Annotated in this window: 24 protein-coding genes; 10 read left to right on the top strand and 14 right to left on the bottom strand. The window is 70.6% G+C overall.

Annotated features, from left to right (window positions below; translation table 11 throughout):
* Nucleotides 1-14 precede the first annotated feature (14 nt).
* Entirely contained in the window at nucleotides 15-380 is a 366-nt protein-coding gene (locus IE206_RS17230) for a hypothetical protein (RefSeq protein WP_189963047.1), read from the top strand.
* A 438-nt stretch (nucleotides 381-818) separates the two neighbouring features.
* Here IE206_RS17230 and IE206_RS17225 read toward each other — a convergent pair whose 3' ends face one another.
* Entirely contained in the window at nucleotides 819-2,021 is a 1,203-nt protein-coding gene (locus IE206_RS17225; RefSeq protein WP_373300930.1) for a class I SAM-dependent methyltransferase, read from the bottom strand.
* Between the two features lie 113 nt (nucleotides 2,022-2,134).
* Between IE206_RS17225 and IE206_RS17220 the strand changes: the two genes are divergently transcribed.
* Entirely contained in the window at nucleotides 2,135-3,028 is an 894-nt protein-coding gene (locus tag IE206_RS17220) for a polysaccharide deacetylase family protein (RefSeq protein ID WP_189963046.1), read from the top strand.
* Nucleotides 3,029-3,047: 19 nt separating this feature from the next.
* A complete protein-coding gene (locus IE206_RS17215) occupies nucleotides 3,048-3,251 on the top strand; it encodes a hypothetical protein (protein ID WP_189963045.1) in 204 nt (67 codons plus the stop codon).
* Nucleotides 3,252-3,269: 18 nt separating this feature from the next.
* On the opposite strand, the gene IE206_RS17210 is transcribed toward IE206_RS17215, so the two are convergent.
* The 4 genes from IE206_RS17210 to IE206_RS17195 form a co-directional block, all read right to left on the bottom strand.
* Nucleotides 3,270-4,694 (bottom strand): FtsW/RodA/SpoVE family cell cycle protein, encoded by a 1,425-nt coding sequence (locus IE206_RS17210; protein WP_226600100.1) that lies wholly within the window; start codon nucleotides 4,692-4,694, stop codon nucleotides 3,270-3,272.
* Nucleotides 4,682-5,857 (bottom strand): LCP family protein, encoded by a 1,176-nt coding sequence (locus IE206_RS17205; protein WP_226600098.1) that lies wholly within the window; start codon nucleotides 5,855-5,857, stop codon nucleotides 4,682-4,684. The genes IE206_RS17210 and IE206_RS17205 overlap by 13 nt, the downstream gene beginning before the upstream one ends.
* A 72-nt stretch (nucleotides 5,858-5,929) precedes the next feature.
* Nucleotides 5,930-7,303 (bottom strand): sensor histidine kinase, encoded by a 1,374-nt coding sequence (locus tag IE206_RS17200; protein WP_189963044.1) that lies wholly within the window; start codon nucleotides 7,301-7,303, stop codon nucleotides 5,930-5,932.
* Nucleotides 7,293-7,982, bottom strand: a complete 690-nt coding sequence (locus tag IE206_RS17195) for a response regulator transcription factor (protein WP_189963043.1) — start codon at nucleotides 7,980-7,982, stop codon at nucleotides 7,293-7,295. The genes IE206_RS17200 and IE206_RS17195 overlap by 11 nt, the downstream gene beginning before the upstream one ends.
* Before the next feature lie 233 nt (nucleotides 7,983-8,215).
* On the opposite strand from IE206_RS17195, the gene groES reads away from it, so the two are divergent.
* Nucleotides 8,216-8,524, top strand: coding sequence for a co-chaperone GroES (gene groES, locus IE206_RS17190; protein WP_053727656.1), 309 nt, complete (start codon nucleotides 8,216-8,218; stop codon nucleotides 8,522-8,524).
* A 136-nt stretch (nucleotides 8,525-8,660) separates the two neighbouring features.
* Entirely contained in the window at nucleotides 8,661-10,289 is a 1,629-nt protein-coding gene (gene groL / locus IE206_RS17185) for a chaperonin GroEL (protein WP_189963042.1), read from the top strand.
* Between the two features lie 115 nt (nucleotides 10,290-10,404).
* Here the strand turns inward: groL and IE206_RS17180 are convergent, their stop codons facing one another.
* From IE206_RS17180 to IE206_RS17155, 6 genes are all read right to left on the bottom strand, one after another.
* A complete protein-coding gene (locus IE206_RS17180; RefSeq protein WP_189963041.1) occupies nucleotides 10,405-11,100 on the bottom strand; it encodes an ester cyclase in 696 nt (231 codons plus the stop codon).
* 76 nt (nucleotides 11,101-11,176) lie between these two features.
* Nucleotides 11,177-12,205 (bottom strand): hydroxyacid dehydrogenase, encoded by a 1,029-nt coding sequence (locus IE206_RS17175; RefSeq protein WP_189963040.1) that lies wholly within the window; start codon nucleotides 12,203-12,205, stop codon nucleotides 11,177-11,179.
* A 58-nt stretch (nucleotides 12,206-12,263) separates the two neighbouring features.
* Nucleotides 12,264-13,130 carry a carbohydrate ABC transporter permease gene (locus IE206_RS17170; RefSeq protein ID WP_189963039.1) on the bottom strand — a complete coding sequence of 289 codons (867 nt, stop codon included), beginning with the start codon at nucleotides 13,128-13,130 and terminating at the stop codon, nucleotides 12,264-12,266.
* Complete coding sequence (locus tag IE206_RS17165) at nucleotides 13,127-14,146, bottom strand: carbohydrate ABC transporter permease (protein ID WP_189963038.1); 1,020 nt, start codon at nucleotides 14,144-14,146, stop codon at nucleotides 13,127-13,129. Before IE206_RS17165 ends, IE206_RS17170 begins: the two co-directional genes overlap by 4 nt.
* A gap of 4 nt (nucleotides 14,147-14,150) precedes the next feature.
* Nucleotides 14,151-15,479 (bottom strand): ABC transporter substrate-binding protein, encoded by a 1,329-nt coding sequence (locus IE206_RS17160; RefSeq protein ID WP_189963037.1) that lies wholly within the window; start codon nucleotides 15,477-15,479, stop codon nucleotides 14,151-14,153.
* Nucleotides 15,480-15,696: 217 nt separating this feature from the next.
* Nucleotides 15,697-16,860 (bottom strand): substrate-binding domain-containing protein, encoded by a 1,164-nt coding sequence (locus IE206_RS17155; RefSeq protein ID WP_189963036.1) that lies wholly within the window; start codon nucleotides 16,858-16,860, stop codon nucleotides 15,697-15,699.
* Nucleotides 16,861-17,062: 202 nt separating this feature from the next.
* Between IE206_RS17155 and IE206_RS17150 the strand changes: the two genes are divergently transcribed.
* Nucleotides 17,063-18,922 (top strand): DUF2264 domain-containing protein, encoded by a 1,860-nt coding sequence (locus IE206_RS17150; protein WP_189963035.1) that lies wholly within the window; start codon nucleotides 17,063-17,065, stop codon nucleotides 18,920-18,922.
* A gap of 36 nt (nucleotides 18,923-18,958) precedes the next feature.
* On the opposite strand, the gene IE206_RS17145 is transcribed toward IE206_RS17150, so the two are convergent.
* Nucleotides 18,959-19,732 (bottom strand): SDR family NAD(P)-dependent oxidoreductase, encoded by a 774-nt coding sequence (locus IE206_RS17145; RefSeq protein ID WP_189963034.1) that lies wholly within the window; start codon nucleotides 19,730-19,732, stop codon nucleotides 18,959-18,961.
* Nucleotides 19,733-19,879: 147 nt separating this feature from the next.
* Nucleotides 19,880-20,548 carry an MOSC domain-containing protein gene (locus IE206_RS17140; protein WP_189963033.1) on the bottom strand — a complete coding sequence of 223 codons (669 nt, stop codon included), beginning with the start codon at nucleotides 20,546-20,548 and terminating at the stop codon, nucleotides 19,880-19,882.
* A gap of 80 nt (nucleotides 20,549-20,628) precedes the next feature.
* On the opposite strand from IE206_RS17140, the gene IE206_RS17135 reads away from it, so the two are divergent.
* Nucleotides 20,629-21,522, top strand: a complete 894-nt coding sequence (locus IE206_RS17135; protein ID WP_189963032.1) for a LysR family transcriptional regulator — start codon at nucleotides 20,629-20,631, stop codon at nucleotides 21,520-21,522.
* A 133-nt stretch (nucleotides 21,523-21,655) separates the two neighbouring features.
* On the opposite strand, the gene IE206_RS17130 is transcribed toward IE206_RS17135, so the two are convergent.
* On the bottom strand, nucleotides 21,656-21,985 hold the full coding sequence (locus IE206_RS17130; protein ID WP_189963031.1) for a WhiB family transcriptional regulator: 330 nt from the start codon (nucleotides 21,983-21,985) through the stop codon (nucleotides 21,656-21,658).
* Between the two features lie 427 nt (nucleotides 21,986-22,412).
* Between IE206_RS17130 and IE206_RS17125 the strand changes: the two genes are divergently transcribed.
* From IE206_RS17125 to guaB, 3 genes are all read left to right on the top strand, one after another.
* Nucleotides 22,413-23,024, top strand: coding sequence for a response regulator transcription factor (locus IE206_RS17125; protein ID WP_003948568.1), 612 nt, complete (start codon nucleotides 22,413-22,415; stop codon nucleotides 23,022-23,024).
* A gap of 254 nt (nucleotides 23,025-23,278) precedes the next feature.
* The gene (locus tag IE206_RS17120) at nucleotides 23,279-23,863 is read left to right on the top strand and encodes a sigma-70 family RNA polymerase sigma factor (protein WP_114037140.1); all 585 of its coding nucleotides are present in this window, start codon (nucleotides 23,279-23,281) and stop codon (nucleotides 23,861-23,863) included.
* Nucleotides 23,864-24,015: 152 nt separating this feature from the next.
* Nucleotides 24,016-25,521, top strand: a complete 1,506-nt coding sequence (guaB, locus tag IE206_RS17115) for an IMP dehydrogenase (protein ID WP_189963030.1) — start codon at nucleotides 24,016-24,018, stop codon at nucleotides 25,519-25,521.
* Nucleotides 25,522-25,626 lie beyond the last annotated feature (105 nt).

Raw genomic sequence — 25,626 nt, 5'->3', positions numbered from 1 at the left:
GAAGGACGGCCGCAATGGCCTGGTACTGGTGGATTCTGATCGTTTTCTGGATGGGCGGGTTCGGCTGGGCGATCGACAACGCCCGTACCGCGCTGCGCACTCGGCACGAGCGGAAGATGGAGCGGCTTGAGGCGGCCAAGCAGGAACGTCTCGCCGTGGAGGCCGCGCACAAGCCGCCGGAGCCGGTGTGTGGGTGCACGCACCACTTGGCCAAGCATGACAAGGCGGGGAAGTGTCATGAGCGGGTTGAGGTTCCGGTCGCCTGGGACGAGTCCAAGAAGCCGCTGCGTTTTGAGTCGGGGCAGTGCAACTGCCAGCAGTATGTGGGGCCTCAGCCCCTGTCCCAGGTGTACGCGGACGAGCTGACCGACCTCGACTAGGCGCTCCGCTCGGGGGGGCCGGAATCTGAGTGCGGGTCGGCTGAAACCCGTCGCGCAGTTCCCCGCGCCCCTTGAAACCCGCCTTCCGACTCGGGCCGTACGTGGCTGAGCGCGCAGTTCCCCGCGCCCCTAAAAGCCGCCTTCGGACTCGGGCCGTACGTGGCTTGTCGCGCAGTTCCCCGCGCCCTCAAGACTCCTTCGGCTGCGGACCGTGCGTGATTGCTCGCTCCCCCAAGTTCTCGGCTTCGCTCGAACAGGGGGCCCATCGCGGCGGAGCCGCACATCTCACAGCCCCGCGCCCCTGGCAGGGTTGATGCTGGCCCGCACCGGGGTAGTTCAGCCCGTCCGGCGTTTGAGGGCGAGTGCCCTTCAGGCGTGAACGGGGTCTGGGGCGGAGCCCCGGGAGACGAACCTTCCCCCTGTCCACCCCCGGAGGGTTTAGGGGAGGGGCGGGGTGGGGCGGGCGACCGGGTTTCCGATCAGCATCGTCGGCGCCCCGGACACCCGTGTCAGGAAGACGGTCGCCGCGTTCGGCCCCGAGGGCTTCACCTTGCGCCGCACCTCCTCCGGCTCCACCGCCGACCCCCGCTTCTTCACCGTCAGCACCCCCACCCCCCGCTCCCGCAACAACGCCTTCAACTTCTTCATGTTGAACGGGAGTTGGTCGGTGATCTCGTACGCCGAGGTGTACGGGGACACGTACGGCGCGTCGCTCGTGACGTACGCGATCGTCTCGTCGATCAGACGGCCCCCGCACCGTGAGACGATCTCGGCGACCAGGTGCGCGCGGATGACCGCGCCGTCCGGCTCGTACAGGTAGCGGCCCACCGGGCCCACCGGCGGCGCTTCGAGCGGGGCCGGGGCCCACAGCGCGGCGCCCGCCGGCAGCACGGTGGCGCGGAAGGCGCCCGGGGTCACCCCGGTGCCGAACCACAGCACCGCTTCCTTCACGTCGCCCCCGTCCGAGATCCACTCCGCCTCGGCCTGCGGCGGAATCGCCTCGTGCGGGATGCCGGGGGCGATCTTCAGCGCGGCGAAGGGGGCGGCGAGGGCGGCCGAGGTCGCCCACGAGAGCGGGGGCGAGTACGCCTCGGGGTCGAAGATGCGGCCCCGGCCGCCGCGCCTCGCCGGGTCCACGAAGACCGCGTCGTATCCCGACGTATCCACGTCCGTGACGTCCGCGCACCGCACCTCGATCAGGTCCGCGAGGCCCAGCGCCTCCGCGTTGGCGCGGGCCACGGCCGCCGTCAGGGGGTCGCGGTCGACCGCGAGGACCGAGATCCCGGCCCGCGCGAGGGCCAGCGCGTCGCCGCCGATGCCGCAGCACAGGTCCGCCACGCTGCGTACGCCGTGGGAGGCGAAGGCCTGCGCGCGGTGGGTGGCGACCGAGGTGCGGGTCGACTGCTCGACGCCGTTCGGCGTGAAGAACATCCGGTGCGCGTCCGCCGCGCCGAACTTCGCCACCGCCCGCTGCCGCAGCCGCGCCTGCCCGAGCGCCGCCGACACCAGGCCCGCGTCGTGATCGCGGCGCAGCCGGGTGGCGACCGCCAGCTCCTGGGACGGGTCGTAGTCCCGCAGCGATGCGAGCAGGGTGCGGCCCTCTTCGGTGAGCAGCAGGGAGAAGGTGTCGAGGTCGTTCACCCCGTCATTGTCGTCCAGCCACCGCCCCGCTGTGGGCCAGGCGGGCGATGGTGCGGCCGCCGGCGGCTGTGTCGTCCGGGTCGCGGGGCCCGCGCCTGACAGGATGCGGCGCCATGCAGCTAGTACGACAAAAAGGAAAATCCAGGACGAAGGTCGCCTGTCTTGCCCTCGCCCTCGGTGCCGCCCTGCTCACCTCGGGCTGCTCCGCCGAGGACGGCGAGGTCGGCCGCCCCGGCGCCGAGGCCGCCAAGAAGGGCCCCGTCGACCACGCCGACCAGCTCAAGCAGGCCGAGGCCGCCCGGCTCGCGGCCGTCAAGAAGTGGGGCCTGGCCAAACCGCCGCTGCTCGCGCCCCCGCCGCCCGCCGTCAAGCCGAGGATCACCAACCGCCCCGGGTTCGAGACGGACGGCGGAGACTCGCTGCCGCCGGTCTTCACCACCGTCCCCACCAAGGACCGGATCGTCTTCCTCACGATCGACGACGGCGCCGAGAAGGACCCCACCTTCCTGAAGATGATGCAGGAACTCCGCATCCCCTACAGCGCGTTCCTCAGCGACTACCTGGTCAAGGACGACCACGATTACTTCAGGAAGATGCAGGGCCTCGGGGTCACGCTCAACAACCACACCCTCAACCACCGCTACATGCCCGCGCTCTCCTACGACGAGCAGCGGCACGAGATCTGCGACCAGCAGGACAAGATCGGCCAGTGGGCGGGCGTGCGGCCCCGGCTGTTCCGGCCGCCGTACGGCAACTACAACGAGGACACCCTCAGGGCCGCCCAGTCCTGCGGCATCAAGGCCGCGCCGCTGTGGGCCGCCGAGGCCTTCACCGACCACATGGAATGGCGCGAGTGGGACCGCGACCTGCACCCCGGCGACATCGTCCTGACCCACTTCCGCGGCCGTCAGGACTGGAACGGGACCATGCCCGACATGGTCCGGCAGGTGATGAAGGTGATCACCGACAAGGGGTACGCCGTGGCCCGTCTGGAGGACTACGTGTGACCTTTCCCGAGGAGCGGCGGTGAAGCGCGCGCACCGGCTCCGGGCCGGCCTGGCCGGGCTGCTCGCCGCCGGTGCGCTGCTCTGCCCGCTGACCGGATGTACGGAGCCGACCGCGCCCGCCGCGCCCTTCGAGCGGCTCGGGCGCAGGGCCGCGCGCAAGGTCGTGCCGCGCGTCGGCCCCGACACACGGGCGGTCGCCGCCCGCCCGGCCCTGTACCTCTGAGCGCCGGTCGCCGAGCACCTATGCCCGAGTGCCTTCCCTCAAGGGTTCGAGCGCCAACTCCCGCTCCGGTGGGCCCAGTTCGGCCTCGCGCTGCCGTTCGCCGCTGTCGCTGATCCGGATGAGCAGCGCGATCATCAGCCAGTTGGCGACCAGGGACGAGCCGCCCTTGGCGAGGAACGGCAGCGCCTTGCCGGTCAGCGGGATCAGGCCCGTCACCCCGCCCGCCACCACGAACACCTGGAGCGCGAGGGCCGCCGCGAGGCCCGTCGCGAGCAGCTTGCCGAAGCCGTCGTGCGCGGAGAGCGCGGCACGCAGACCCCGCTGCACGAGCAGCGCGTACAGGGCGAGGACCGCCATCGTCCCGGCCAGGCCGAGCTCCTCGCCGACCGTGGTGAGGATGAAGTCGCTGCGGCCCGCGAAGCCGACGAGTTCGGGGTGGCCGCGGCCGAGGCCGGTGCCGGTCATGCCGCCGCTGCCGAAGCCGAAGAGGGCCTGGGCGGCCTGGTCGGAGACGAGGCCCGGCGGGCGTTCGGCGGGCGGCTTGTAGATGTCGAAGGGGTGCAGCCAGGCGACGATGCGGCCCTTGACGTGCGGCTCCGTCGAGCCGACCACGAACGCCCCGACCGCCGCCATCACGATGCCGGTCAGGATCCAGCTGGTGCGCTGGGTGGCGACGTACAGCATCACCACGAACAGGCCGAAGAAGATCAGCGAGGTGCCCAGGTCGCGCTCGAAGACCAGGACGAGCAGGCTGACCACCCAGATGGTCAGGATCGGTGCGAGCTGGCGGCCGGGCGGCAGCCTGACCCCGAGCATCTTGCGGCCGGTGAGCGCGAGCGAGTCCTTGTGGACGACGAGATAGCCCGCGAAGAACACCGCGATCATGATCTTGACGAACTCGCCGGGCTGCAGCGAGAACGGGCCGAGGTAGATCCAGCGCTTGGCGCCATAGGTGTCGCCGGGGAAGAACGCCGGGGCCATGAGCAGCACCAGGGCCGTGGCCATGCAGAGGTAGATGTAGCGCTGGAGCCGTCGGTGGTCGCGCAGCACGGCCAGGGTGGCGAGCGCGGCCGCGAAGCCGATGACCGTCCAGATGAGCTGGCCCGAGGCGGTGGCCTCCGCCTTGAACTTGTGCGCGTACGTGGGGTCGAGCCGGTAGAGCAGCACCAGGCCGATGCCCGAAAGGAGCAGGGCGAGCGGCAGGATCAGCGGGTCGGCGTACGCGGCGTACCGGCGCACGGTGAGGTGTCCGGCGAGCGCGATCAGCGCCATGCTGATCCCGAACTCGTAGGTGGCGCGCGGTAGTTGCCCCGTCATGGCCGTCGCGGCCGCCGCGTGACCGAACGTGGTCACGGCGACGACCAGCAGCAGGAGCAGCGCCTCGGAGCGGCGGCGCCGGACCGCGACCGGGCCCGAACCGCCGGCCCGGATCAGTCGACGCACGGGATGCCGCCGCCGTCGATGACCGGGGGCGCGGGCGCGGGTGGCGCCTTGCTCGGCGCCGGGGAGCCCTCGGGTGCGCTGGGCGGCGTCGAATGAACCGGATTGGTCTGTTCCGCGACTATCTGCTTGATCTTCACCGGATCGACGATATTGACGTCTTCGCCCCGGTGTTTGGCGAATCGCTCGATCGGAAGTGTCGTGAATGCCACATTCCCTCCCGATACGTTCCTGGCCTGCTTGATGAACGACATCAGGTCCCAGCCCTTGTCGGTCACGAGGTCCTGCTTGGCCACGTTCAGCAGATTCAGGAGGCGGACCGGGTCGGTGAACGTGCCGACGGAGTCCAGCTTCTGCGTCGCCGAGGCGAGGAACGCCTGCTGGCGACGCGTACGGTCCAGGTCGCCGCCGTCGAGCCCGTGCCGCTGCCGCACGAACGCGAGGGACTGCCGGCCGTTCAGGGTCGACTTCCCGGCCGGGAAGTCGGCGCCCGAGTACTTGTCCTTCACGGGCTTCTTCAGACAGACCGTCACCCCGTCGAGGGCGTCGGCCAGGTGGTAGAACCCGGCGAGATTCACCTCGGCGAAGTGGTCGATGGGCACACCCAGGAAGGCGCGTACGGTCTCGATCTCGGCCCGGCGGCCCGCCTCGCGGCCCGCCGTCTCCAGCTTCCCCTTGTCGGTGACGCCCTGCGCGGCCAGCTTGTCCTCGGTGCGGGCCTTCTCCAGGCCGTACGCCTTCTTGATCTTGTCCTGGCCGTGGCCCGGTATGTCGACCAGGTCGTCGCGAGGCACCGAGAACGCCTTCGCCTTGCTGCCGTCGCCGGGCACGTGAAGGAGGATCAGGGTGTTGGTGTTGTAGCCGCCGATGTCGGAACTGCCCGCGTGCAGCTTGTCGAGGACCTCGGGCGGCAGGTCGTCGCCGTTCTGGTCCTTGCGGCTGTCCAGGCCCATCAGCAGGATGTTGGTGTCCCCGCCCACCGACTTGGGCGCGTTGTCGCCGAGCGCGTGCGAGGTGCCGATGCTCCCGGCCAGATCGCGGTAGAGGTACCAGCCGCCGGCCAGGGCGCACAGCACCAGGACGACGGCGGCCAGGGCGAGCGTGCGCACCAGGCGCATCGGGCCGGAACGCTTCTTGCGACGGCGGTTGGTTCGGCTGCGGCTCATTCGACGGTGGCTCACGCCGACCGATGCTGTGCCCCGGGCGCTGAAGGAATCCTGAGAGTCCTGAAGGCGCCTTCAGGACCCCGTTGCTTTCAGGGGGCTCCCCGGCAGCCGCACGGTGAACGTCGCACCCGGGCCCGCCCCCACCGACAGCTCCCCGCCGTGGGCCCGCGCGATCTCGCGGGCGATCGCGAGCCCGAGCCCGGTGCCGCCGCTCTCGCGGGCGCGGGCGGTGTCCAGGCGTACGAAGCGCTCGAAGACCCGGGACCGGTCGGCGGCCGGGATGCCGGGCCCGTCGTCGGCGACTTCGAGGACCGCGTCCGCTCCCTGCCGGGCGGCCCGCACCCGTACCGCGGTACGGGCATGACGCACCGCGTTGTCGACGAGGTTGGCCAGCATCCGCTCCAGCTGTGCCGGGTCGCCGCGCACCGGCACGGGAGCGTCCGCGTGCAGCTCGACCGGGACCCGGGCGGCCCGCCTGCGGGCGGTGTCCTCGGCCGCGAGCAGCGTCAGGTCGACGGGCTCGGCCAGGGGCTGCGGGTGGGCGTCGAGGCGGGCCAGGAGCAGCAGGTCGGCGGCGATCCGCTGGAGCCGCTCGGTGTCGTCTAGCGCGGCTCGCACCGAGGCCGAGTCCGGTGCGGCCAGGGCGACTTCGAGCCGGGAGCGGACCGCGGCGATCGGGTTGCGCAGCTCGTGCGAGGCGTCGGCGACGAACTCGCGCTGGCGGACATGGGCCTGTTCGAGCCGGTCGAGGGTGGCGTTCACGGTCCGGGCGAGCAGCGCGATCTCGTCGGCGCCGCCGGGGTCGGGGACCCGCCGGTCCAGCTCGCTGGAGCTGACCTCGGCGAGCTCGGTGCGGATCGAGGTCACCGGGCGCAGCGCGAGTCCGGTGCCGGCCCAGGCGATGGCGGCGGCGAGCGCGATCAGCGGCGGGGCGCTGGCGAACAGGGCCCACCCGATGGCGCCGGTCGCGTCGTCGACGTCGCTGAGCACGGTCATCCCGTACACATAGCTCGCGGGGCCGCCGGGAATCTGGGCGCGTACGACGACGGCGACCTCGTGGCGGCCCGCGTCCTTCAGGAGCCGGGAGGCCGAGTCCTGTCCGTCCGGCGGGCGCAGACCGGCCAGCTCCCCGGCGGCGCCGGTCTCCTGGCTGGCGGCGGTGACCCGGCCGCGCTCGTCGAGCACGACGACGAGGTCGACGCCGTCGTCCGGCGGCGGCAGCTGTGCTCGTACGGTCCCGTTGTCCACCTGGGCGGCGACCTTGCGGGCGGCCAGCTCGGTGCGGCCGGTGGTGTTGTCGAGGAGGTTGGAGCGCAGCACGATGTAGAGCCAGATGCCGCCCGCGGCGAGCAGCAGCGCCATCGCGAGGGCGGCGGCCGCGGCGACCTTTCCCCGCACGGTCCGGGGCAGCGGCCACTTCATGAGCTTGTGCGGCTCAGCCCCCATCGGGCGCCATCCGGTAGCCGACCCCGTGCACGGTCAGGATCGATCGACGGCCGAACGGAGAATCGATCTTCTTCCTGAGCGAAGAGACATAGACCTCGACGATGTTCGGATCGATCCCGCCGTCCGGCCCCGCGCCGCTGTCCCAGACCTCGTCCAGGATGTGCTGCTTGGCGACGGCCTGGCCCGGCTCGGCCATCAGGCAGGCCAGGACGGCCAGCTCCCGGGCGGTCAGCTCGATCTCGCGCTCGCCGCGCCGGCAGCGCCGGGCGGCGGTATCCAGGGTGAGGTCGCCGGCCTGGAGGGTGTCCTGGCGCGCGGCCCCGGCCCGGCGGCCGAGCGCGCGGAGCCGGGCGAGCAGCACCACGAACGAGAAGGGCTTGGCCAGATAGTCGTCGGCGCCCGAGTCGAGCCCGTCGGCCTCGTCGTACTCGCCGTCCTTGGCGGTCAGCATCAGGACGGGGGTGGGATCGCCGAGCCGCCGCATCCGGCGGCAGATCTCGTAGCCGCTGAGCCCCGGCAGCATCAGGTCGAGCACGATCGCGTCGTACCCGCCGGTGAGCGCCAGATCGAGGCCGCGGTGGCCGTCGTGCGCGAGGTCGACCCAGTGGCCCTCGGCGGAGATGCCCCGACGCAGCGAGTCGGCGAGCCCGGTTTCGTCCTCGACGACCAGAATGCGCATGCCGTCCAGGGTCACACAGGTGGCTGGAAGGCCGGGAAGCGTCCGCCGTGGCGGTGGCAGATTGGCACTCCGCTTGACCGAGTGCTAATCACCGTCCTAGTCTCGCTTCTGGCACTCCCCACCGGAGAGTGCCAAGTAGCGACGGGCAGGTCCGGCACCCGCGACGACGGATCCACCTGGTCGCCACCCCAGACAGTTAACCCCGTGAGATCTCCGAAGGGGGAGACCGGATCGTGACGACCGCCAGCTCCAAGGTTGCCATCAAGCCGCTCGAGGACCGCATTGTGGTCCAGCCGCTCGACGCCGAGCAGACCACGGCCTCCGGCCTGGTCATTCCGGACACCGCCAAGGAGAAGCCCCAGGAGGGCGTCGTCCTGGCCGTGGGTCCGGGCCGCTTCGAGAACGGCGAGCGTCTTCCGCTCGACGTCAGCACCGGCGACATCGTGCTGTACAGCAAGTACGGCGGCACCGAGGTGAAGTACAACGGCGAGGAGTACCTCGTCCTCTCGGCCCGCGACGTGCTCGCGATCATCGAGAAGTAATTCACCGAAGTACGCGAGTACTTCGAGTTCGAAGCGAATGCTTTGAGAGCTGCGCCCCTGGTCACCCCGCTGATTGCCGGGCGGCGAGGGGCGCAGTGTCATTAACCCGAGTTTTCGAGAGGGCTGAACCGCTCCCATGGCGAAGATCCTGAAGTTCGACGAGGACGCCCGTCGCGCCCTTGAGCGCGGCGTCAACAAGCTTGCCGACACCGTCAAGGTGACGATCGGCCCCAAGGGCCGCAACGTCGTCATCGACAAGAAGTTCGGTGCCCCCACCATCACCAACGACGGTGTCACCATCGCGCGCGAGGTCGAGCTCGACGACCCGTACGAGAACCTGGGCGCCCAGCTCGTCAAGGAGGTGGCGACCAAGACCAACGACATCGCGGGTGACGGCACCACCACCGCGACCGTCCTGGCCCAGGCGCTGGTCCGCGAGGGCCTGCGCAACGTCGCCGCCGGCGCCTCCCCGGCCGCCCTGAAGAAGGGCATCGACGCCGCGGTCAAGGCCGTCTCCGACGAGCTCCTCGCGACCGCCCGTCCGATCGAGGACAAGACCGACATCGCCGCCGTCGCCGCGCTGTCCGCCCAGGACAAGCAGATCGGCGAGCTCATCGCCGAGGCCATGGACAAGGTCGGCAAGGACGGTGTCATCACCGTCGAGGAGTCCAACACCTTCGGTGTGGAGCTCGAGTTCACCGAGGGCATGGCCTTCGACAAGGGCTACCTCTCGCACTACATGGTCACCGACCAGGAGCGTATGGAGGCCGTCCTCGACGACCCGTACATCCTGATCAACCAGGGCAAGATCTCCTCGATCCAGGACCTGCTGCCGCTCCTGGAGAAGGTCATCCAGGCCGGCGCCTCCAAGCCGCTCCTGATCATCGCCGAGGACGTCGAGGGCGAGGCGCTCTCCACCCTGGTCGTCAACAAGATCCGCGGCACGTTCAACGCCGTGGCCGTCAAGGCCCCGGGCTTCGGCGACCGTCGCAAGGCCATGCTGCAGGACATCGCCACCCTCACCGGTGCGACCGTCATCGCCGAAGAGGTCGGCCTCAAGCTCGACCAGGCCGGTCTCGAGGTGCTCGGCACCGCGCGCCGCGTCACCATCACCAAGGACGACACCACGATCGTCGACGGCGGCGGCAACAGCGCCGACGTCGAGGGCCGCGTCAACCAGATCAAGGCCGAGATCGAGGCCACGGACTCCGACTGGGACCGCGAGAAGCTCCAGGAGCGCCTCGCGAAGCTGGCCGGCGGCGTGTGCGTGATCAAGGTCGGTGCCGCCACCGAGGTCGAGCTCAAGGAGCGCAAGCACCGTCTGGAGGACGCCATCTCCGCGACCCGCGCCGCGGTCGAGGAGGGCATCGTCTCCGGTGGTGGCTCCGCCCTGGTGCACGCCGCCAAGGTCCTGGACGGCAACCTGGACAAGGCCGGCGACGAGGCCACCGGTGTCGCGGTCGTCCGCCGCGCCGTGGTCGAGCCGCTGCGCTGGATCGCCGAGAACGCCGGCCTCGAGGGCTACGTCATCACCTCCAAGGTGAGCGAGCTCGACAAGGGCTTCGGCTTCAACGCCGCCACCGGCGAGTACGGCGACCTGGTCAAGGCCGGCGTCATCGACCCGGTCAAGGTCACCCGCTCCGCCCTGGAGAACGCCGCCTCCATCGCGTCCCTGCTGCTCACGACCGAGACCCTGGTCGTCGAGAAGCCGGCCGAGGAAGAGGCCGACGCCGGTCACGGCCACGGTCACGGCCACAGCCACTGACGTCTGCGACGTCGGGCCCGCAGTACGTGTGAAGGCCCCCGCTCCCGCCGTTTCGGCGGGAGCGGGGGCTTTCCCCGTTGCCCCGGTTGCCCCCGTTGCGGGAGGTCCCGGCTGCTCAGCCCATGAGGCCCAGCTGCTTCATCAGCCCCATGATGTCGTAGTGCCACCAGCCTTCCTGGATCGTGTCGTTCTTGAACCGGAAGATCGTGGTGCCGGTCATGGTGACCTGCTTGCCGGTGGCCGGGATGCCCTGGAAGTCGCCCGTGTGGGTGCCCGTGAAGGTCCACAGCGTCACCACGTCGTCGCCCTCGCAGATCTGCCGGTCGAGGTCGAAGGCGAAGTCGAAGGCCGACCGCCATCCGGTGACGTCGCTGCGCAGCTCGTCGCGGCCGACGACCGTGTCCTGCTCCTTGATGATGTCGTGGTCGGCGTAGTCGGCCGCGAACACCTCGTCGATCGCGTCGAGGTTGCCGCCCACGACGATCTCGTGGAAGAAGCGGCGGGCGGTTGTCGCGTTCAACTGGTCGTTGCGCACCACATCCAGGTCCGTGAAGGTGGGCGCGCCGTCGCAGAGCGCGACCATCTCGGCGAAGATCCGGTCGGTCTCCGGGAGCTTCGAGTTCGCCATCGCCTCCTCGTACGAGGGAAATTCGATGACCTCGACGAAGTGGTTCCCGTCGGCGCGGTCCTTGCCGAGGAGGCTGTGCGACGCGGTCCGCTTGCCCTTGGTCTGTTCGACCCAGCGGTCCATGAGCCGGTCCAGGTCACTGAACCGTTCGGTCTTGAAGTCGATCACCTGTGCGAATGTCATGGCTCCTCCCGGCCGGCTCGGGGTGCATTACGTCCAGTTTAGTGATATTTGGCCCGTTTGCTCCGTGGAGAGCGGCTCACGCCGAGTGGCGCAGCGCCGCCGGGAGTACGGGATCAGCGAACGGCACACCGGCCGCGAACCGCTCCACCTCGTCGAGCGCCCGGTCCGCCATGCGGTGCAGTTCGTTGCCCAGCGAGCCCGCGATGTGCGGGGTCAGCAGGACGTTCGGCAGGTCGTACAACGGGGATTCCCGGGGCGGCAGTTCGGGATCCGTCACGTCCAGGACCGCGTGCAGGCGGCCCGAGAGAAGCTCGGCGAGCAGGGCGGGCTCGTCGACCAGGGAGCCGCGCGCGGTGTTGACCAGCGTGGCACCCGTCGGCATCAGGGCCAGTTGGCGGGCGCCGAGCATGCGATGGGTCTCGGGGAGCTGGGGCGCGTGGACGGAGACGACGCTGCTGCGGGAGCACAGCTCGTCCAGGGACACCTGTTCAACGCCCAGCGATGCCGCTTCGGTTCCGCTCACGTACGGGTCGTACAGGAGGACTTCGAAATCGAAGGGGCGCAGCAGCTCGATGACGCGGCGGCCGATGCGGGACGCGCCGATCAGGCCGACGGTGCGGCGGTAGTTCCCCGTGCGTCCGGTCTCGCTCAACCACTCGGGGGTGGTGCGCAGTTCGGCGTAGCGCTGGGCCGAGCGCAGCACGTCCTTTCCCGCGAAGAGGATCGCGGCCAGCGTGTATTCGGCGACCGGCAGGGCGTTGGCCGCGGCGGCCGACGTCACCGCGATGCCGCGTTCCCAGCAGGCGTCGGTGATGTGGTGCTTGACGGAGCCCGCCGCGTGGACCACCGCGCGCAGGTGGGGGGCCGCGTCCAGGACGTCCGCGGTGAGCGGGGGCGCGCCCCAGCAGGTGAGCAGGATCCGGGCCTCGGCGAGGGCGGCGGCGACCGGTGCGGTGGGCGCGGCGAGGTCGTCGGCGACCAGGTACGGGTCGGTGCGGGCGAGGGCGGCGAGCCGGGTGCGGTGGCGGTCCGTGAGGAGGCGGTCCGCGATGCCGGGCCCCATCGCGAGCAGCAGAGCGGGCCGATTGTCAGTGGTGTGGTGCATGGTGGGACTCGGGCTCCTCACGAGGCGCTGGCCAGGGGTAACGGGGTGTCCGGGCCGGTCATTTGACGCTGCCGGCGGCGAGCCCGGCCCTCCAGTGCCGCTGGAGGGAGACGAAGGCGACGATCAGGGGGATGACGGCGAGGAGGGAGCCGGTGACGACGAGAGGGTAGTAGCTCGGCTCGGCATGGGTGTTGCTGTTCCAGGCGTACAGACCGAGGCTCAGCGGGAAGAGCTTCTGGTCGCTGAGCATGACCAGGGGGAGGAAGAAGTTGTTCCAGATCGCGGTGAACTGGAAGAGGAACACGGTCACGAAGCCCGGCATCACCATGCGCAGACCGATCGACCAGAACGTGCGCAGCTCGCCCGCCCCGTCGATACGGGCGGCCTCCAGGGCCTCGTCGGGGATGTAGCTCGCGCTGAACACCCGGGACAGATAAACCCCGAACGGGTTGACCAGAACGGGGATCAGCACCGACCAGTACGTGTTGACCAGGCCGACCTTGCTCGCCAGCAGGTACATGGGCAGGGCGAGCGCGGTGGTGGGCACGAGCACGCCGAGCAGCACGACGCCGAACAGCTTCTCCTTGCCGCGGAAGGCGTACTTGTCGAAGGCGTACCCCGCGGCGACGCTGACCAGCGCGCACACGGCGGCGCCACCGCCCGCGTACAGCAGGGAGTTGAGGTACCAGCGGAAGTAGACGCCGTCGTTGTACGAGGCGAGCTGCGACAGGTTGTGGCCGAGGTCGAAACCCTTGAACGAGAAGGCCTCGCCGGACAGCAGGCCGCCGGTGTCCTTGGTGGCGGCCGTGACCAGCCACACCAGGGGGAACAGCGTGTAGAGAACGGAGAGCAGCAGCGTGCCGTTGACCGCGGTCCTGGACAGCCAGCGGCTCCGTTGCCCGGGTATGGCGGCGGGGGAGGTCATGCCTTGGCCCCCTTCCGGTTGGTGAGGCGGGTGACGACGAAGGAGAGCAGGGCCGCGGCGAGCGCGAGGAGCACGGCCGAGGCGGCGGCGAGGCCGTAGTCGTTGCGGCTGAACGCGGCGGTGTAGGCGTACATGTTGGGCGTCCAGGTGGAGGTGACCGTGGAACTGCCGCCCTGGTTGAGGATCAGCGGCTCGGTGAAGAGCTGGAGCGAGCCGATGACGGTGAAGAGCGACACCATCACCAACGAGGCGCGGATCAGCGGGAGTTTGATGCCGAACGCGGTGCGCCACTCGCCCGCACCGTCCATGGTGGCCGCCTCCAGGACGGAGCGGTCGATGGCCTGGAGCGCCGCGTAGAAGATCACCATGTTGTAGCCGAGCCATTCCCACAGCGCGATGTTGACGACGGAGGGGAGCGTGCCGCCGGAGGAGAAGAAGTCGAAGCCGATGCCGCCGGAGTTCATCGCCTTCACGACGGGGCTGAGGCCCGGGGTGTAGAGGTAGACCCAGACCAGCGCGGCGATGATGCCGGGCACGGCGTGTGGCAGGAACAGGGCCAGCTGGAAGAAGCGGCGGGCGCGGGCCAGCGTCGAGTCGAGCAGCAGCGCGAGCGCGAGGGCGCCGGCGACCATCAGCGGGATGTACACGACGCAGTAGCCGGCGAGCACCCAGAAGCCCTCGCGGAAGGCCCGGTCGCCAAGCGCTGCCGTGTAGTTGTCGAGCCCGCTGAACACGGAGGTGGCGCCGCCGAAGCCGAGCCCGGACTGCTTCTCGGTGAACAGGCTCAGCCAGAGGGCGTACCCGATCGGCACCACCGTCACGGCGGTGAACAGGACGAAGAAGGGGGTGAGCAGCACGCCGGCCGCGGCGCCGGTGGCCCGGCCCCGCGCCCGCCGGGTCCGGGACGCCTTGCGTGCGGCCGTCACGGGTGCCCCTTCGGTGTGTGCGGCTGCGGTGCGTGCGGCAGCCGTGTCGGGGTGCGGCCCGGTGTCGGCGGCCGTGGTGCCGGGCCTCATCCGGTCAGCCCTCGACCTTCAGTCCGCGCTTCTTCAGCTCGGTGACGGTGGCGTCGTGGGCGGCACCGATCGCGTCGGTGATCTTCACGGATCCGCCGGCGACCTTGCCGAGCTGGTCCTTGAGCGTGGTGTTGGTGGTGCCCATGCTCGGTCCCCAGCCCCAGTTGGCGTTGATCGAGCTGCCTGCGGAGTCGAAGAGCCGGTAGATGTCCTGGCCGGCGTAGAAGCTCGTGTCGAAGGCCTTCTTGGCGGTCGGGCGCAGCGCGACGTCGGCCGGGAAGGCGCTCGACGTTCCGGACTTGATGCGGGCGTCGATGCCTTCCGGAGTGGTCGACATCCACTGGGCGAATTCGAGGGCCGCCTCGGTCTTCGTGCTGCCCTTGGTCACCGCCCAGGTGGAGCCGCCGAGCATCCCGCTGGCCGGCTTGCCGTCCCAGGTGGGCACGGGGGCCACCGCCCACTTGCCGCTCTGGTCGGGCACGGTGCCCTTGAGGACGCCCGCGCCCCACGAGGCGCCGAGGTAGCCGACGGTGGAGCCGTCCTTGAGCGAGGCCGTCCACTCGGGGCTGAAGGAGACCGCGTTCTGTACGAGCTTGTCGTCGATCAGGCCCTGCCAGTAGTCGGCGACCTTGTGGGTGGCGGCGTCGGCGGTGTTGAGCTTCCAGGTATCGCCGTCGGCCTTGAACCACTGGGCGCCGGCCTGCCAGGCCATCGCCTCGAAGGTGGTCGGGTCGTCCGGGAAGAACGTGCCGATGCGCGCCTTGGGGTCGGCGGCCTTGGCCTTCTGGGCGGCGGCCTTGAACTCGTCCCAGGTCTTGGGGACTTCGATCCTGTTCTTCTCGAAGAAGTCCTTGCGGTAGAAGTACGCCTGGGGCGCGGCGTCGAAGGGGATCGCCCAGTTCTTGCCGCCGAGCGTGGTCTGCTGGATCGACTGCGGCAGGAACTGCTTCTTCACGTCGTCGGTGACGTACTTGCTGATGTCCTGGAACGAGCCCTGGCTGACGAACTCCGGGAGCATCGGGTACTCGACGGTGACGAGGTCCGGGGCGTTGCCGGCCTTCACCGCGTTGGAGATCTTGGCGTAGCCGCCGGCGTTTCCGGAGGGGATCTCCTCGAACTTCACCCGGATGTTCTTGTGGGAGGCGTTGAAGGCGTCCACCACGTCCTTGGAGCCCTTCTGCCAGGCCCAGAACGTGATGGTGACGGGCTTGTCGGCGGTGCCCTTTCCCGCGCCGTCCGACTTGCTGTCCCCGCCACCGCAGGCCGTGAGCACGGCGAGAGCGGTGGCGGTGCCGACGAGGGCGGAGGCCGATCTGGTCCAACTGCGGCTCACGGAACGGCTCCTGAACGTGAGGGGACGAGGCGATGGCCGCGATCCTTGGCCCAGTTCTGACCGAAGTCAAGAGCGAAAGTTCGATTGATCGAAAAAAGATCAGAGAGGGATTGAATGATCCTGGACGGTTTCGAACGGTCGCGTGTGGTGTCGAGGGAGCGAGGGGTGGGGGTGTGTGGCGTCGACGGTGTGAGTCGTCGCGGAGGACGGCCGCGGCTCAGGACCGAACGCTCACGGGGCTCCCCAAAGTGGCGGAGGGTGCCCCGCATGAAGCCCGCACGCGCAGCCTCGGCAGCAGGTCGACATGGCGCCGCGGGGCCTCTTCGGGCCCGCCCGAACCCGCCGTCGGCGTGCCGCGCAGGCGCTCGATCAGCAGCTCGGCGGCGTACCGCCCGACCTCGTGCTTGGGCGGCGCGACCGCGGTGAGCGGGATGTCCGCGAGGGCGGCCACCTCGTCGTCGTACGCCACGAGCGCCAGGTTCTCCGGCACCCGTACGCCCAGTTCGGCCAGGCGCTGCACGATCCGGATCGCGTCCACGTCGTTGTGCACGAGCGCCGCCGTGGCCTGCCCGGCCAGGACCGCGGTACGCAGCGCCTGCACGGCCCGCTCGAACCCGGCGGGATCCGCCTCGGCCGACACCGAACCGATCACCGGCAGCGGCGGCTCGAGGCCGAGCGAGTCGAGCGCGTACCGGTATCCGGCGCGCACCGCGATCGCCGTCGGGCTGTCCGCGCGGGCCACGAGCAGGGGCGTGCTGTGCCCCAGCCCCAGCAGATGGCGCACCGCGAGGAGCACGCCGTGGCTGTGGTCCGAGCAGACCCGGTCCAGGTCGTCCAGCTCCCGGCCGGGCACACCGCGCCGCTCCAGGAGCACGGTGGGCACCGGGAGGCCGGCGATCCAGGCGCCGTGCTCGACCGGGTCGTCCGGCTCCTTCCAGCCCGGCGCGATCAGGAGGCCCTCGGCCCCGGCCGCGAGCAGCCCGGCCGCCCGCCCCGCGTCCTCCTGCGGCCGGTAGTCCGAGATCCGCAGGATGAGCCGCGCCCCCGCGGCGGCGGCCGCCTCGTGCGCACCCCGGATGACCTCGGCGAAGTAGTACGTGGCGTTGGGCGCCAGCATGCCGATGACGAGCTCGCGCGCGCCGGGGCCCTGGGACGGGAGGCGGGCCGGGGCCTGGGGGTGGGCGGCCTCCCCGGTGCCGGGCCAGGACACCGACCCGTGCACCCGGTCGAGCCGCCCCTCGTTGGCGAGGAACTCCACGTCCCGCCGCACGGTCACCGGCGAGACCCCCAACTGCGCGGCGAGCTCGGACACCCGCGCCGAGCCGCGCCCGCGCACCAGCCCCAGCAGTCGGTCATGACGTTCAGCAGCACTTTCACGCACAGCGGCATCCCCTTCGCGGTGTGGCGGCCCGGTTGGGCCCAGACCCTAATGCAACGTGATCGAACGATGGGAGTTTCGATCATTCGGTCCGATCCATTGACGTTCGATCAGACGGAGTTCTAAGTTCCCAGAGATTCACCGGCACGGGACGGGTGCCGGGGCGCTCGCGCTCCGCCTCCGTCTTCAGCTTCAGGGGGACACCATGCCCACCCCGTCCGAGAACCGGGAGCTCAGCCCCTACACCGGCTGGACCCGTGCGCACTGGGAGCGGTCGGCGGATCGACTGCTCCTGGCCGTGCGGCCCTACGCCTCGCCCCGGTGGGGGCTGATCAATCTGCCCGGCGCCCGGGCCGGCTGGTCGGGGCCGCGCTCCGACGGGCTCGAAGGCTATGCCCGTACCTGGCTGCTCGCAGCGCTCCGCGTGGCCGGGGCCCGGGGCGACGACCCCCACGGCCACCTCGACCGCTACGCCGAGGGGCTCGCCTCGGGTACTCGACTGCCCGTCAAGACCGGTGAGTTGGGCCCGGAGTCTCCCGACGCCTGGCCGCTCACCACCCACGTACGGCAGGCGATCGTCGAGGCGGCCTCCGTCGCCCTCGGCCTCCGCCTCACCCGCCCCTGGCTGTGGGACAAGCTCGACGACCGCACCCGCCGGCGCGCCGTCGACTGGCTGCTGCCCGCCCTCGGTCCGTCCCCGATCGACAACAACTGGTGGCTGTTCGGCCTCACCGTCGCCGGATTCCTCCAGGACGCCGGCATCGAGACAGACCGTGCCAAGGCCACCATCGAGCGCGCCCTGGAACGCATCGACCAGTGGTACCTCGGTGACGGCTGGTACAGCGACGGACCGAACCGCTCCTTCGACCACTACAACGCCTGGGCCCTCCACTTCTATCCCGTCCTGCACGGGTATCTGAGTGACGACCAGGACCTGCTGGACCGCTACGGTCCCCGGCTGCACGCCCAACTCGACGCCCACAGCCGCCTGTTCGGCGCCGACGGCGCGCCGATGCCGTACGGGCGATCGCTGACCTACCGGTTCGCCGCCGCGGCCGCACCCTGGCTCGGCGCGCTCACCGGTCACACCCCGCTCAGCCCCGGAGCCACCCGCCGACTGGCCTCGGGCACCCTGAAGTACTTCCTCGACCGGCCCGAAGGCCGGGGCGCGACCGACGCCGCCGGGCTGCTCACCCTGGGCTGGCACGGCCCGTACCCACCGGCGATCCAGCACTACTCGGGCCCCGCATCCCCGTACTGGGCGTCCAAGGGCTACCTCGGACTGCTGCTGCCGCCCGAGCACCCCGTATGGACGGCCGTCGAGGAGCCGCTGCCGGCCGAGACCGAGGACGCCACCATGACCCTCGGCCCGCCGGGCCTGCTGATCCAGTCGACGGCCGCGGACGGCCTGATCCGCCTCCACAACCACGGCAGCAACCACCACGTGGACGGCGGCGCGGACGAGGACCCCTGGTACTCCCGCTTCGCCTACTCGACCGCCACCGGACCCACCTCCGACGGCGTGCCCGACAACCACTTCGGGCTGCTGGCAGAGGGGGAGTCCACCACCCGGGGCCCGGCCGTCCCGCTCGGCAGCGGTCCCGGCTGGGCGGCATCCCTGTCCGAGCCGCGGCCGGGCCCGCCCGGCGTGCGGATCGTCTCGGTCACCCTCGCGCACGGCCGCGCCGAACTCCGCGCCCACCTCGTCACCGGGGCCGAGCCGGGCACCCCCGTCCGCCAGACCGGCTGGGCCACCACCCCCGGCCGCACCGCCCAGCTGCACCCCGTGCACGGCTACGGGGCAGAGGTGCGCCAACTGGCCGCAGGATCAACCCTGTTCGGGCCCGCCTCGGACATCCGGGCGCTCCACGGAGCTACCGGCAGCGCGGCATCCCTGTTCATCGCGCTCGCCTCCCTCACCGCCGAGCCGGACCCGAGCCCGGTCCACACCCTCGCCGACATCCAGGTCACCGGCCACACCGTCCGGGTGACCTGGCAGAACGGAACCACCTGCCGGCTCGTGCTCGACTCCGCCTCCCCGACCGTCCGTACGGAGGACAGGTGAGGCCCCGCCGCGGCCCTCGCGGCCACGGCGGCCGGCTCACTTCGGGCCGTACTTCCGGCCCGTCTTGGAGGTGATGCCGCCGAGCAGGCCGCGTGGCGCCAGCTTCACCGCGCCCATCAGCGCCTTGTAGCGCGGGTCGGGGATCGAGAGCGACTTGCCGCGCGCGAGGTCGGTCAGCGCGGCGGCCACCAGCTTGTCGGCGTCCAGCCACAGCCAGCCCGGGATGTTGTCGGTGCCCATGCCGGCCCGCTGGTGGAACTCGGTTCGCACGAAGCCCGGGCACAGCGCCATCAGGCGCACCCCGGACCCGGCGAGGTCCCGGGCCGCGCCCTGGGTGAACTGCACGACCCACGCCTTGGACGCGCCATAGGTGCCGCGCGGCACGAAGGCGGCGACCGAGGCCACGTTCACGACCCCGCCGCGTCCGCGCTCGCGCATCGAGGCGGTCGCTGCCGAGGTCAGCCTGAGAACGGCCTCGATGTGCACCTTGATCATGGTGAGTTCGTCCGCCATGGACACTTCGAGATAGCGGCCCTTGTTGCCGAACCCGGCGTTGTTGACCAGGAGATCGACCGGCTGCCTGGGCTGCGAGAGCCGCGCCTCGACCGCGGCGATCCCGTCCTCCGTGGACAGGTCGGCGGTCAGCACCTCGGCCTCGATGCCGTGCCGGTCGTGCAACTCGGTGGCCTGCTCGCTCAGCCTCTTGGTGTCCCGGGCCACCAGCACCAGATCGTGTCCGTCGGCCGCGAGGCGCCGCGCGAACGCCGCGCCGATGCCCGCCGTTGCTCCCGTAATCAGTGCAGTCGTCATAGGCGCACGTTAATGCCCCCGGTGGGCATGCGATGACCGCCCCCGCCCGGCCGCCCAACCGGTCGTGACCCGCATGAACTGGCCCAATAGCGACAGCCTTTGAGGGGTTTGTGGCGATCTTGAGGGGAGCGGCTCGGGCTCCGGCCGCTATGAGCCCTGCTTGGCCAGGTACTTCCGTACGGTCTCGATCGCCTCGGGCTCCAGGGCGTCGCCCGCCGCAAGGGTGCGCGGAAGGAGCGCCCGCTCGGTCGTGAACGCCCGGAACCAAAAGGTCACCGAAACTTCGTGATCCGGTCGCTCGATCACCTCGATCGCATCGCCCGCACGGATCTCGCCCGGTTCGATCACCCGGAAGTACGCGCCCGGAACCGCCGCCTGTGTGAAGCGCCGGACCCACCCCTTCTGATCGAGCCAGCCCCCGAACGTCCGGCAGGGAATCCGTCCGGAGGCGACTTCGAGGACCACGTCGCGGCCTATCCGCCAGCGCTCGCCGATCCGGGCATCGTTCACATCGACGCCGTACGTCGTGAGGTTCTCGCCGAACGAGCCGTTGGGCAGGTCGCGGCCGAGCTCCTCGGCCCAGACGTCCAGGTCCTCGCGGGCGTAGGCGTAGACGGCCTGGTGGTCACCGCCGTGGTGGCGCAGGTCGCAGACGTCGTCGCCCTCGACACCGCTGGCGCCCACACCCTTGGGGCCCGGAGCGAACACCCGGACCGCGCCGCTCACCGGCCGCTTGTCGATGCCGGTGACGCCGCCCTTGGCGTCGGTGTAGCCGGCGGCCCTGGCGCGGCCCAGATTCACAGACAGAAGCTCCATGGCGGCACGCTAGCCGAGCCAAACCCAAAGCAGCGACCGATTTATCGCCGCGCTCTCCAAGATTCGCTTATGCTTGAGGAATGATCGAGGCCCGTCATCTCCGCGTCCTGCGCGCCGTCGCCGCCACCGGCTCCTTCTCGGCGGCGGCCCGCGAGCTGGGCTGCACCCAGCCCGCCGTCAGCCAGCAGATGAAGGCCCTCGAATCGTCCGCGGGCACCCCGCTCCTGATCCGCACCGGCCGCGAGATGCGCCTGACCCAGGCCGGCGAGGTCCTGGTCCGGCACGCCGCCGGGATCCTCGCCGGGCTGACCGCGGCGGAGGAGGAGGTCGCCGCCATCGCCGGGCTGCGGGCCGGCCGGGTGCGCCTGGTCTCCTTCCCGAGCGGGTCCTCCACGCTCGTGCCGACCGCGCTCGCCGCCCTGCGCGCGGCCCACCCGGGCACCCGGGTCTCGCTCGTCGAGGCCGAGCCGCCGCGCTCGGTGGAGATGCTCCGCGAGGGCGACTGCGACATCGCGCTCGCCTTCCGGTACGGCTCGAACGCCACGGAGTGGGACGACCTGGTGGTGCGCCCGCTGCTCGTCGACCGCCTGGTCGGCCTGGTGCCCGAGGGGCACGCACTGGCCGAGGCAGGCACCGTCGCCATCAGGGACCTGGCGGACGAGCCCTGGATCGCGGGCTGCCCGCGCTGCCGGCGCCAACTGGTGGAGGTCTGCGAGGAGTCCGGGTTCACCCCGCGCATCGACTTCGCGACCGACGACTACCCGGCGGTGATCGGCCTGGTGGGTGCGGGGCTGGGTGTCGCGGTGATGCCGGAGCTCGCCATCGAATCCGTACGGCCCAAGGGTGCGCGCACGGTCGCCGTCGAGCCCGCCGTCGAGCGGGAGATCGTCGCTCTCACGCTGCCCGACCTGGCACAGGTCCCGGCCGTCGCGGCCACGCTGGACCAGCTGACCCGGGCCGCCGCCCGCGGCTAGGCGCGACAAGGGGGCGCGGCCACAAGCCGCCGCTTTGCGGCCGTAGCCGGGTCAAACCCGTCGCTGGACCAAACCCGTCGCTGGACCAAACGATGCAGAAACGTTTCTTCTGATCCGGTCCGCGCCGGAGTGCCTAGGAGGGGCCCATGCCGCCGCCGGCCGGTGCGGCGGCCGTCACCAGGCGGTTGCGCGCCCTGCCCATGAGCTCTTCGCGCTCGTCCTCGGTGAGCCCGCCCCACACGCCGTAGGGCTCTCGCACGGCCAGGGCGTGAGCCGCGCACTGTGCACGCACCGGGCAGCGCATGCACACCTCTTTCGCCGAGCTCTCGCGCGCGCTCCGTGCCGCGCCGCGCTCGCCTTCCGGGTGGAAGAAGAGCGAGCTGTCGACCCCACGGCAGGCCGCGAGGAGCTGCCAGTCCCACAGATCGGCGTTCGGTCCGGGAAGGCGGGAGAAATCTGCCATGGCTCTTGTCCCCTTGAAACCGTGCTGAGGCGGATGGGCGGGCCGGTACGGGACGGGTGTGCACAGGGGCTCATCCGAAACGTAGGTACCGACGAAGGTACATCTCCTGTGTAAGTAGATGTAAATATGACTCATTGGGAATCTAGCCGCAGACACCAGAAAAAGGGAAGAAAAGCCGCTAAATGGGGCATAGCTCCAAAAGTTGGACGGACAGTCTGCGACACTCTCCTGTGTGCGCGCTTCCTCACGTAGAGTGCCGAACGTGCCCGTCCGACCCGTAACTCTTTCGAGTGACCGTCGTTGAGAGTGCGGAGGCGATTGAAACAACAAGCGCTCGGGCAGGTGTCCGAGGGCGTCAATCGCACAGGTGACACATGTACCCAGCCTGGAGGCTCAAGGTGACGCGCATCAGCTGCGGAGGGCGGCCATGACATCAGTCCTCGTCTGCGACGACTCCCCGCTTGCCCGCGAGGCGCTCCGCCGCGCGGTTGCGACCGTGCCCGGCGTCGAGCGTGTGACGACGGCGGCCAACGGCGAGGAAGTCCTCCGCCGCTGGGGTGCCGATCGCTCGGACCTGATTCTGATGGACGTACGCATGCCCGGTCTGGGCGGCGTGGAGACCGTCCGCCGGCTGCTGTCCGCAGACCCGGGCGCCCGGATCATCATGCTCACGGTCGCCGAGGATCTCGACGGGGTCGCGCTCGCGGTCGCCGCCGGGGCCCGCGGTTATCTGCACAAGGACGCCTCGCGCGCCGAGCTGCGGGCGACCGTCACCCAGGCGCTCGCCGACCCGACCTGGCGGCTCGCTCCGCGCAGGCTGCGGTCGGCCGAAATGGGCGCGGCGCCCACGCTCACCGCGCGGGAGATCCAGGTGCTCGAAGGCATGAGCCACGGCCGCTCCAACGCCGAGATCGGCCGCGAGCTGTTCCTCTCCGAGGACACGGTCAAGACGCATGCCCGACGGCTGTTCAAGAAGCTCGGCGCCTCGGACCGGGCGCACGCCGTCGCGCTCGGTTTCCGCTGGGGCCTGGTGCGCTGACGGCAGGTGCAACAGCCGGTCGGAGCCCCGTCCGCCGTCGGGCGGGCGGGCCCGGTCGCCCCGCGAACGGCAGCAGTAGGTGATGCTTCCGCCGCGATGCCGCATCCTTGTAGGTGTGGAGTTCCTCGGGGACAGGTCGGTCGAGCGGGAGGGGGGTGCAGGGGATGAGTTCCGGCGCACCCGCTCATAACGCTTCGGTGCACAACTACGGACGCGGTGCCACGGAGGGGACGACGCCGGGGCACCATGGATCGATGCGCGACGACGAGGCTGCGGCCCACGGGGTCATCGGTGCACTCGTCCACCGTGCTGTCGACGGCGACGAGCAGGCGACGCACGATCTGCTCGCGCATGTCCACCCCCTCGCGCTGCGCTATTGCCGCACCCGGCTCAACCGGCTGCCGGGTGATGCTCGCCACTTCGTCGAGGACCTCGCCCAGGAAGTCTGCGTCGCCGTCCTGATGGCGCTGCCGCGCTACCGCGACACCGGGCGCCCCTTCGAGGCCTTCGTCTTCGCCATCGCCTCGCACAAGGTCGCCGACCTCCAGCGGGCGGCGATGCGCCACCCCGGTTCGACGGCCGTGCCGTCCGACGAGATGCCGGAGCGGCCCGACGACTCGCTCGGCCCGGAGGAGCGCGCGCTGCTCAGCAGCGACGCGGAATGGGCCAAGAAGCTCCTGGCCAACCTTCCGGAGAACCAGCGCGAGCTCCTGGTGCTGCGGGTCGCCGTCGGCCTCACCGCCGAGGAGACCGGGCAGATGCTGGGCATGTCGCCCGGCGCGGTCCGGGTCGCCCAGCACCGCGCGCTGAGCAGGCTGCGAGCGCTCGCCGAGCAGTAGGCCGTCCTTGGGCGCGTGACAGGCGCGCCAACCCCCTGCCAACCACGTGCGAACATACAAAGAATCGCGATGATCTTGCTCGTGGAATGAGACACCCGCACAGCCCGTTAGCATGGACATCCGCACCGATCAAGGCCATTGGGGAAGGTGTCATGACTGCAAACGTCGACGGAGTGCCCGAGAAGTTCGCGACGCTCGGGCTGACATACGACGACGTGCTGCTGCTGCCGGGCGCGTCCGACATGGCGCCCGACCAGATCGACACCTCCTCGTACCTCTCGAAGAACATCAAGGTGAACGTCCCGCTGCTCTCCGCGGCGATGGACAAGGTCACCGAGGCGCGCATGGCCATCGCCATGGCCCGTCAGGGCGGCGCCGGTGTGCTGCACCGCAACCTCTCCATCGAGGACCAGGCCAACCAGGTCGACCTGGTGAAGCGCTCCGAGTCCGGCATGGTCACCGACCCGATCACGGTGCACCCGGATGCGACGCTGCGCGACGCCGACGAGCTGTGCGCCAAGTTCCGCATCAGCGGCGTCCCGGTGACCGACTCGGCGGGCAAGCTGCTCGGCATCGTCACCAACCGCGACATGGCCTTCGAGTCGGACCGCAGCCGCCAGGTGCGCGAGGTCATGACCCCGATGCCGCTGGTCACCGGCAAGGTCGGCATCTCCGGCGTGGACGCCATGGAGCTGCTGCGCCGCCACAAGATCGAGAAGCTGCCGCTCGTCGACGACGCGGGCATCCTCAAGGGCCTCATCACGGTCAAGGACTTCGTCAAGGCCGAGAAGTACCCCAACGCCGCCAAGGACAAGGACGGCCGGCTGCTCGTCGGCGCCGCCGTCGGTGTCGCGGGCGACGCCTACGAGCGGGCCCAGGCGCTGATCGCCGCCGGTGTCGACTTCATCGTCGTGGACACCGCGCACGGCCACTCCCGCCTGGTCGGCGAGATGGTCGCCAAGATCAAGTCGAACTCCTCGGGCGTCGACCTCATCGGCGGCAACATCGCCACCCGTGACGGCGCCCAGGCGCTCATCGACTCGGGTGTCGACGGCATCAAGGTCGGCGTCGGCCCCGGCTCCATCTGCACCACCCGCGTCGTCGCCGGCATCGGCGTCCCGCAGGTCACCGCGATCTACGAGGCCTCGCTCGCCGCCAAGGCCGCGGGCATCCCGGTCATCGGCGACGGCGGCCTGCAGTACTCGGGCGACATCGCCAAGGCCCTGGTCGCGGGCGCCGACACGGTGATGCTGGGCTCGCTGCTCGCGGGCTGCGAGGAGTCCCCGGGCGAGCTGCTCTTCATCAACGGCAAGCAGTTCAAGTCGTACCGCGGCATGGGCTCGCTCGGCGCGATGCAGACCCGCGGCGACCAGCGTTCGTTCTCCAAGGACCGGTACTTCCAGGAGACCGTGTCCACCGACGACAAGCTGATCCCCGAGGGCATCGAGGGCCAGGTGCCCTACCGCGGCCCGGTCTCCGCGGTCGTGCACCAGCTCGTCGGCGGTCTGCGGCAGTCGATGTTCTACGTCGGCGGCCGTACGGTCCCCGAGCTTCAGCAGAACGGCAAGTTCGTCCGGATCACCTCGGCGGGCCTCAAGGAGAGCCACCCGCACGACATCCAGATGACCGTCGAGGCGCCGAACTACAGCAGGAAGTAGCACGCGGCACCCGACGAGGGGCGGCCCCGGGAGTTCCCGGGGCCGCCCCTCGCCCGTATGTCGGGGATACTGGGGCATGCAGACGTAGAGGGAAAGGCCCACACA

This window comes from Streptomyces violascens, assembly GCF_014649955.1.
In the GTDB taxonomy this organism is placed as follows: Bacteria; Actinomycetota; Actinomycetes; order Streptomycetales; family Streptomycetaceae; genus Streptomyces; species Streptomyces violascens.
This window is presented reverse-complemented; position numbering and strand designations above follow the sequence as displayed.

Coding starts and splice junctions, on each gene's coding strand:
- IE206_RS17165 (WP_189963038.1), bottom strand. CDS start 14,146: ATGAGGCCCGGCACCACGGCCGCCGACACCGGGCCGCACCCCGACACG.
- guaB (WP_189963030.1), top strand. CDS start 24,016: ATGACTGCAAACGTCGACGGAGTGCCCGAGAAGTTCGCGACGCTCGGG.
- IE206_RS17140 (WP_189963033.1), bottom strand. CDS start 20,548: ATGGAGCTTCTGTCTGTGAATCTGGGCCGCGCCAGGGCCGCCGGCTAC.
- IE206_RS17230 (WP_189963047.1), top strand. CDS start 15: ATGGCCTGGTACTGGTGGATTCTGATCGTTTTCTGGATGGGCGGGTTC.
- IE206_RS17205 (WP_226600098.1), bottom strand. CDS start 5,857: ATGAGCCGCAGCCGAACCAACCGCCGTCGCAAGAAGCGTTCCGGCCCG.
- IE206_RS17145 (WP_189963034.1), bottom strand. CDS start 19,732: ATGACGACTGCACTGATTACGGGAGCAACGGCGGGCATCGGCGCGGCG.
- IE206_RS17125 (WP_003948568.1), top strand. CDS start 22,413: ATGACATCAGTCCTCGTCTGCGACGACTCCCCGCTTGCCCGCGAGGCG.
- IE206_RS17150 (WP_189963035.1), top strand. CDS start 17,063: ATGCCCACCCCGTCCGAGAACCGGGAGCTCAGCCCCTACACCGGCTGG.
- IE206_RS17200 (WP_189963044.1), bottom strand. CDS start 7,303: ATGGGGGCTGAGCCGCACAAGCTCATGAAGTGGCCGCTGCCCCGGACC.
- groL (WP_189963042.1), top strand. CDS start 8,661: ATGGCGAAGATCCTGAAGTTCGACGAGGACGCCCGTCGCGCCCTTGAG.
- IE206_RS17220 (WP_189963046.1), top strand. CDS start 2,135: ATGCAGCTAGTACGACAAAAAGGAAAATCCAGGACGAAGGTCGCCTGT.
- IE206_RS17170 (WP_189963039.1), bottom strand. CDS start 13,130: ATGACCTCCCCCGCCGCCATACCCGGGCAACGGAGCCGCTGGCTGTCC.
- IE206_RS17180 (WP_189963041.1), bottom strand. CDS start 11,100: ATGACATTCGCACAGGTGATCGACTTCAAGACCGAACGGTTCAGTGAC.
- IE206_RS17130 (WP_189963031.1), bottom strand. CDS start 21,985: ATGGCAGATTTCTCCCGCCTTCCCGGACCGAACGCCGATCTGTGGGAC.
- IE206_RS17175 (WP_189963040.1), bottom strand. CDS start 12,205: ATGCACCACACCACTGACAATCGGCCCGCTCTGCTGCTCGCGATGGGG.
- IE206_RS17195 (WP_189963043.1), bottom strand. CDS start 7,982: ATGCGCATTCTGGTCGTCGAGGACGAAACCGGGCTCGCCGACTCGCTG.
- IE206_RS17120 (WP_114037140.1), top strand. CDS start 23,279: ATGCGCGACGACGAGGCTGCGGCCCACGGGGTCATCGGTGCACTCGTC.
- IE206_RS17135 (WP_189963032.1), top strand. CDS start 20,629: ATGATCGAGGCCCGTCATCTCCGCGTCCTGCGCGCCGTCGCCGCCACC.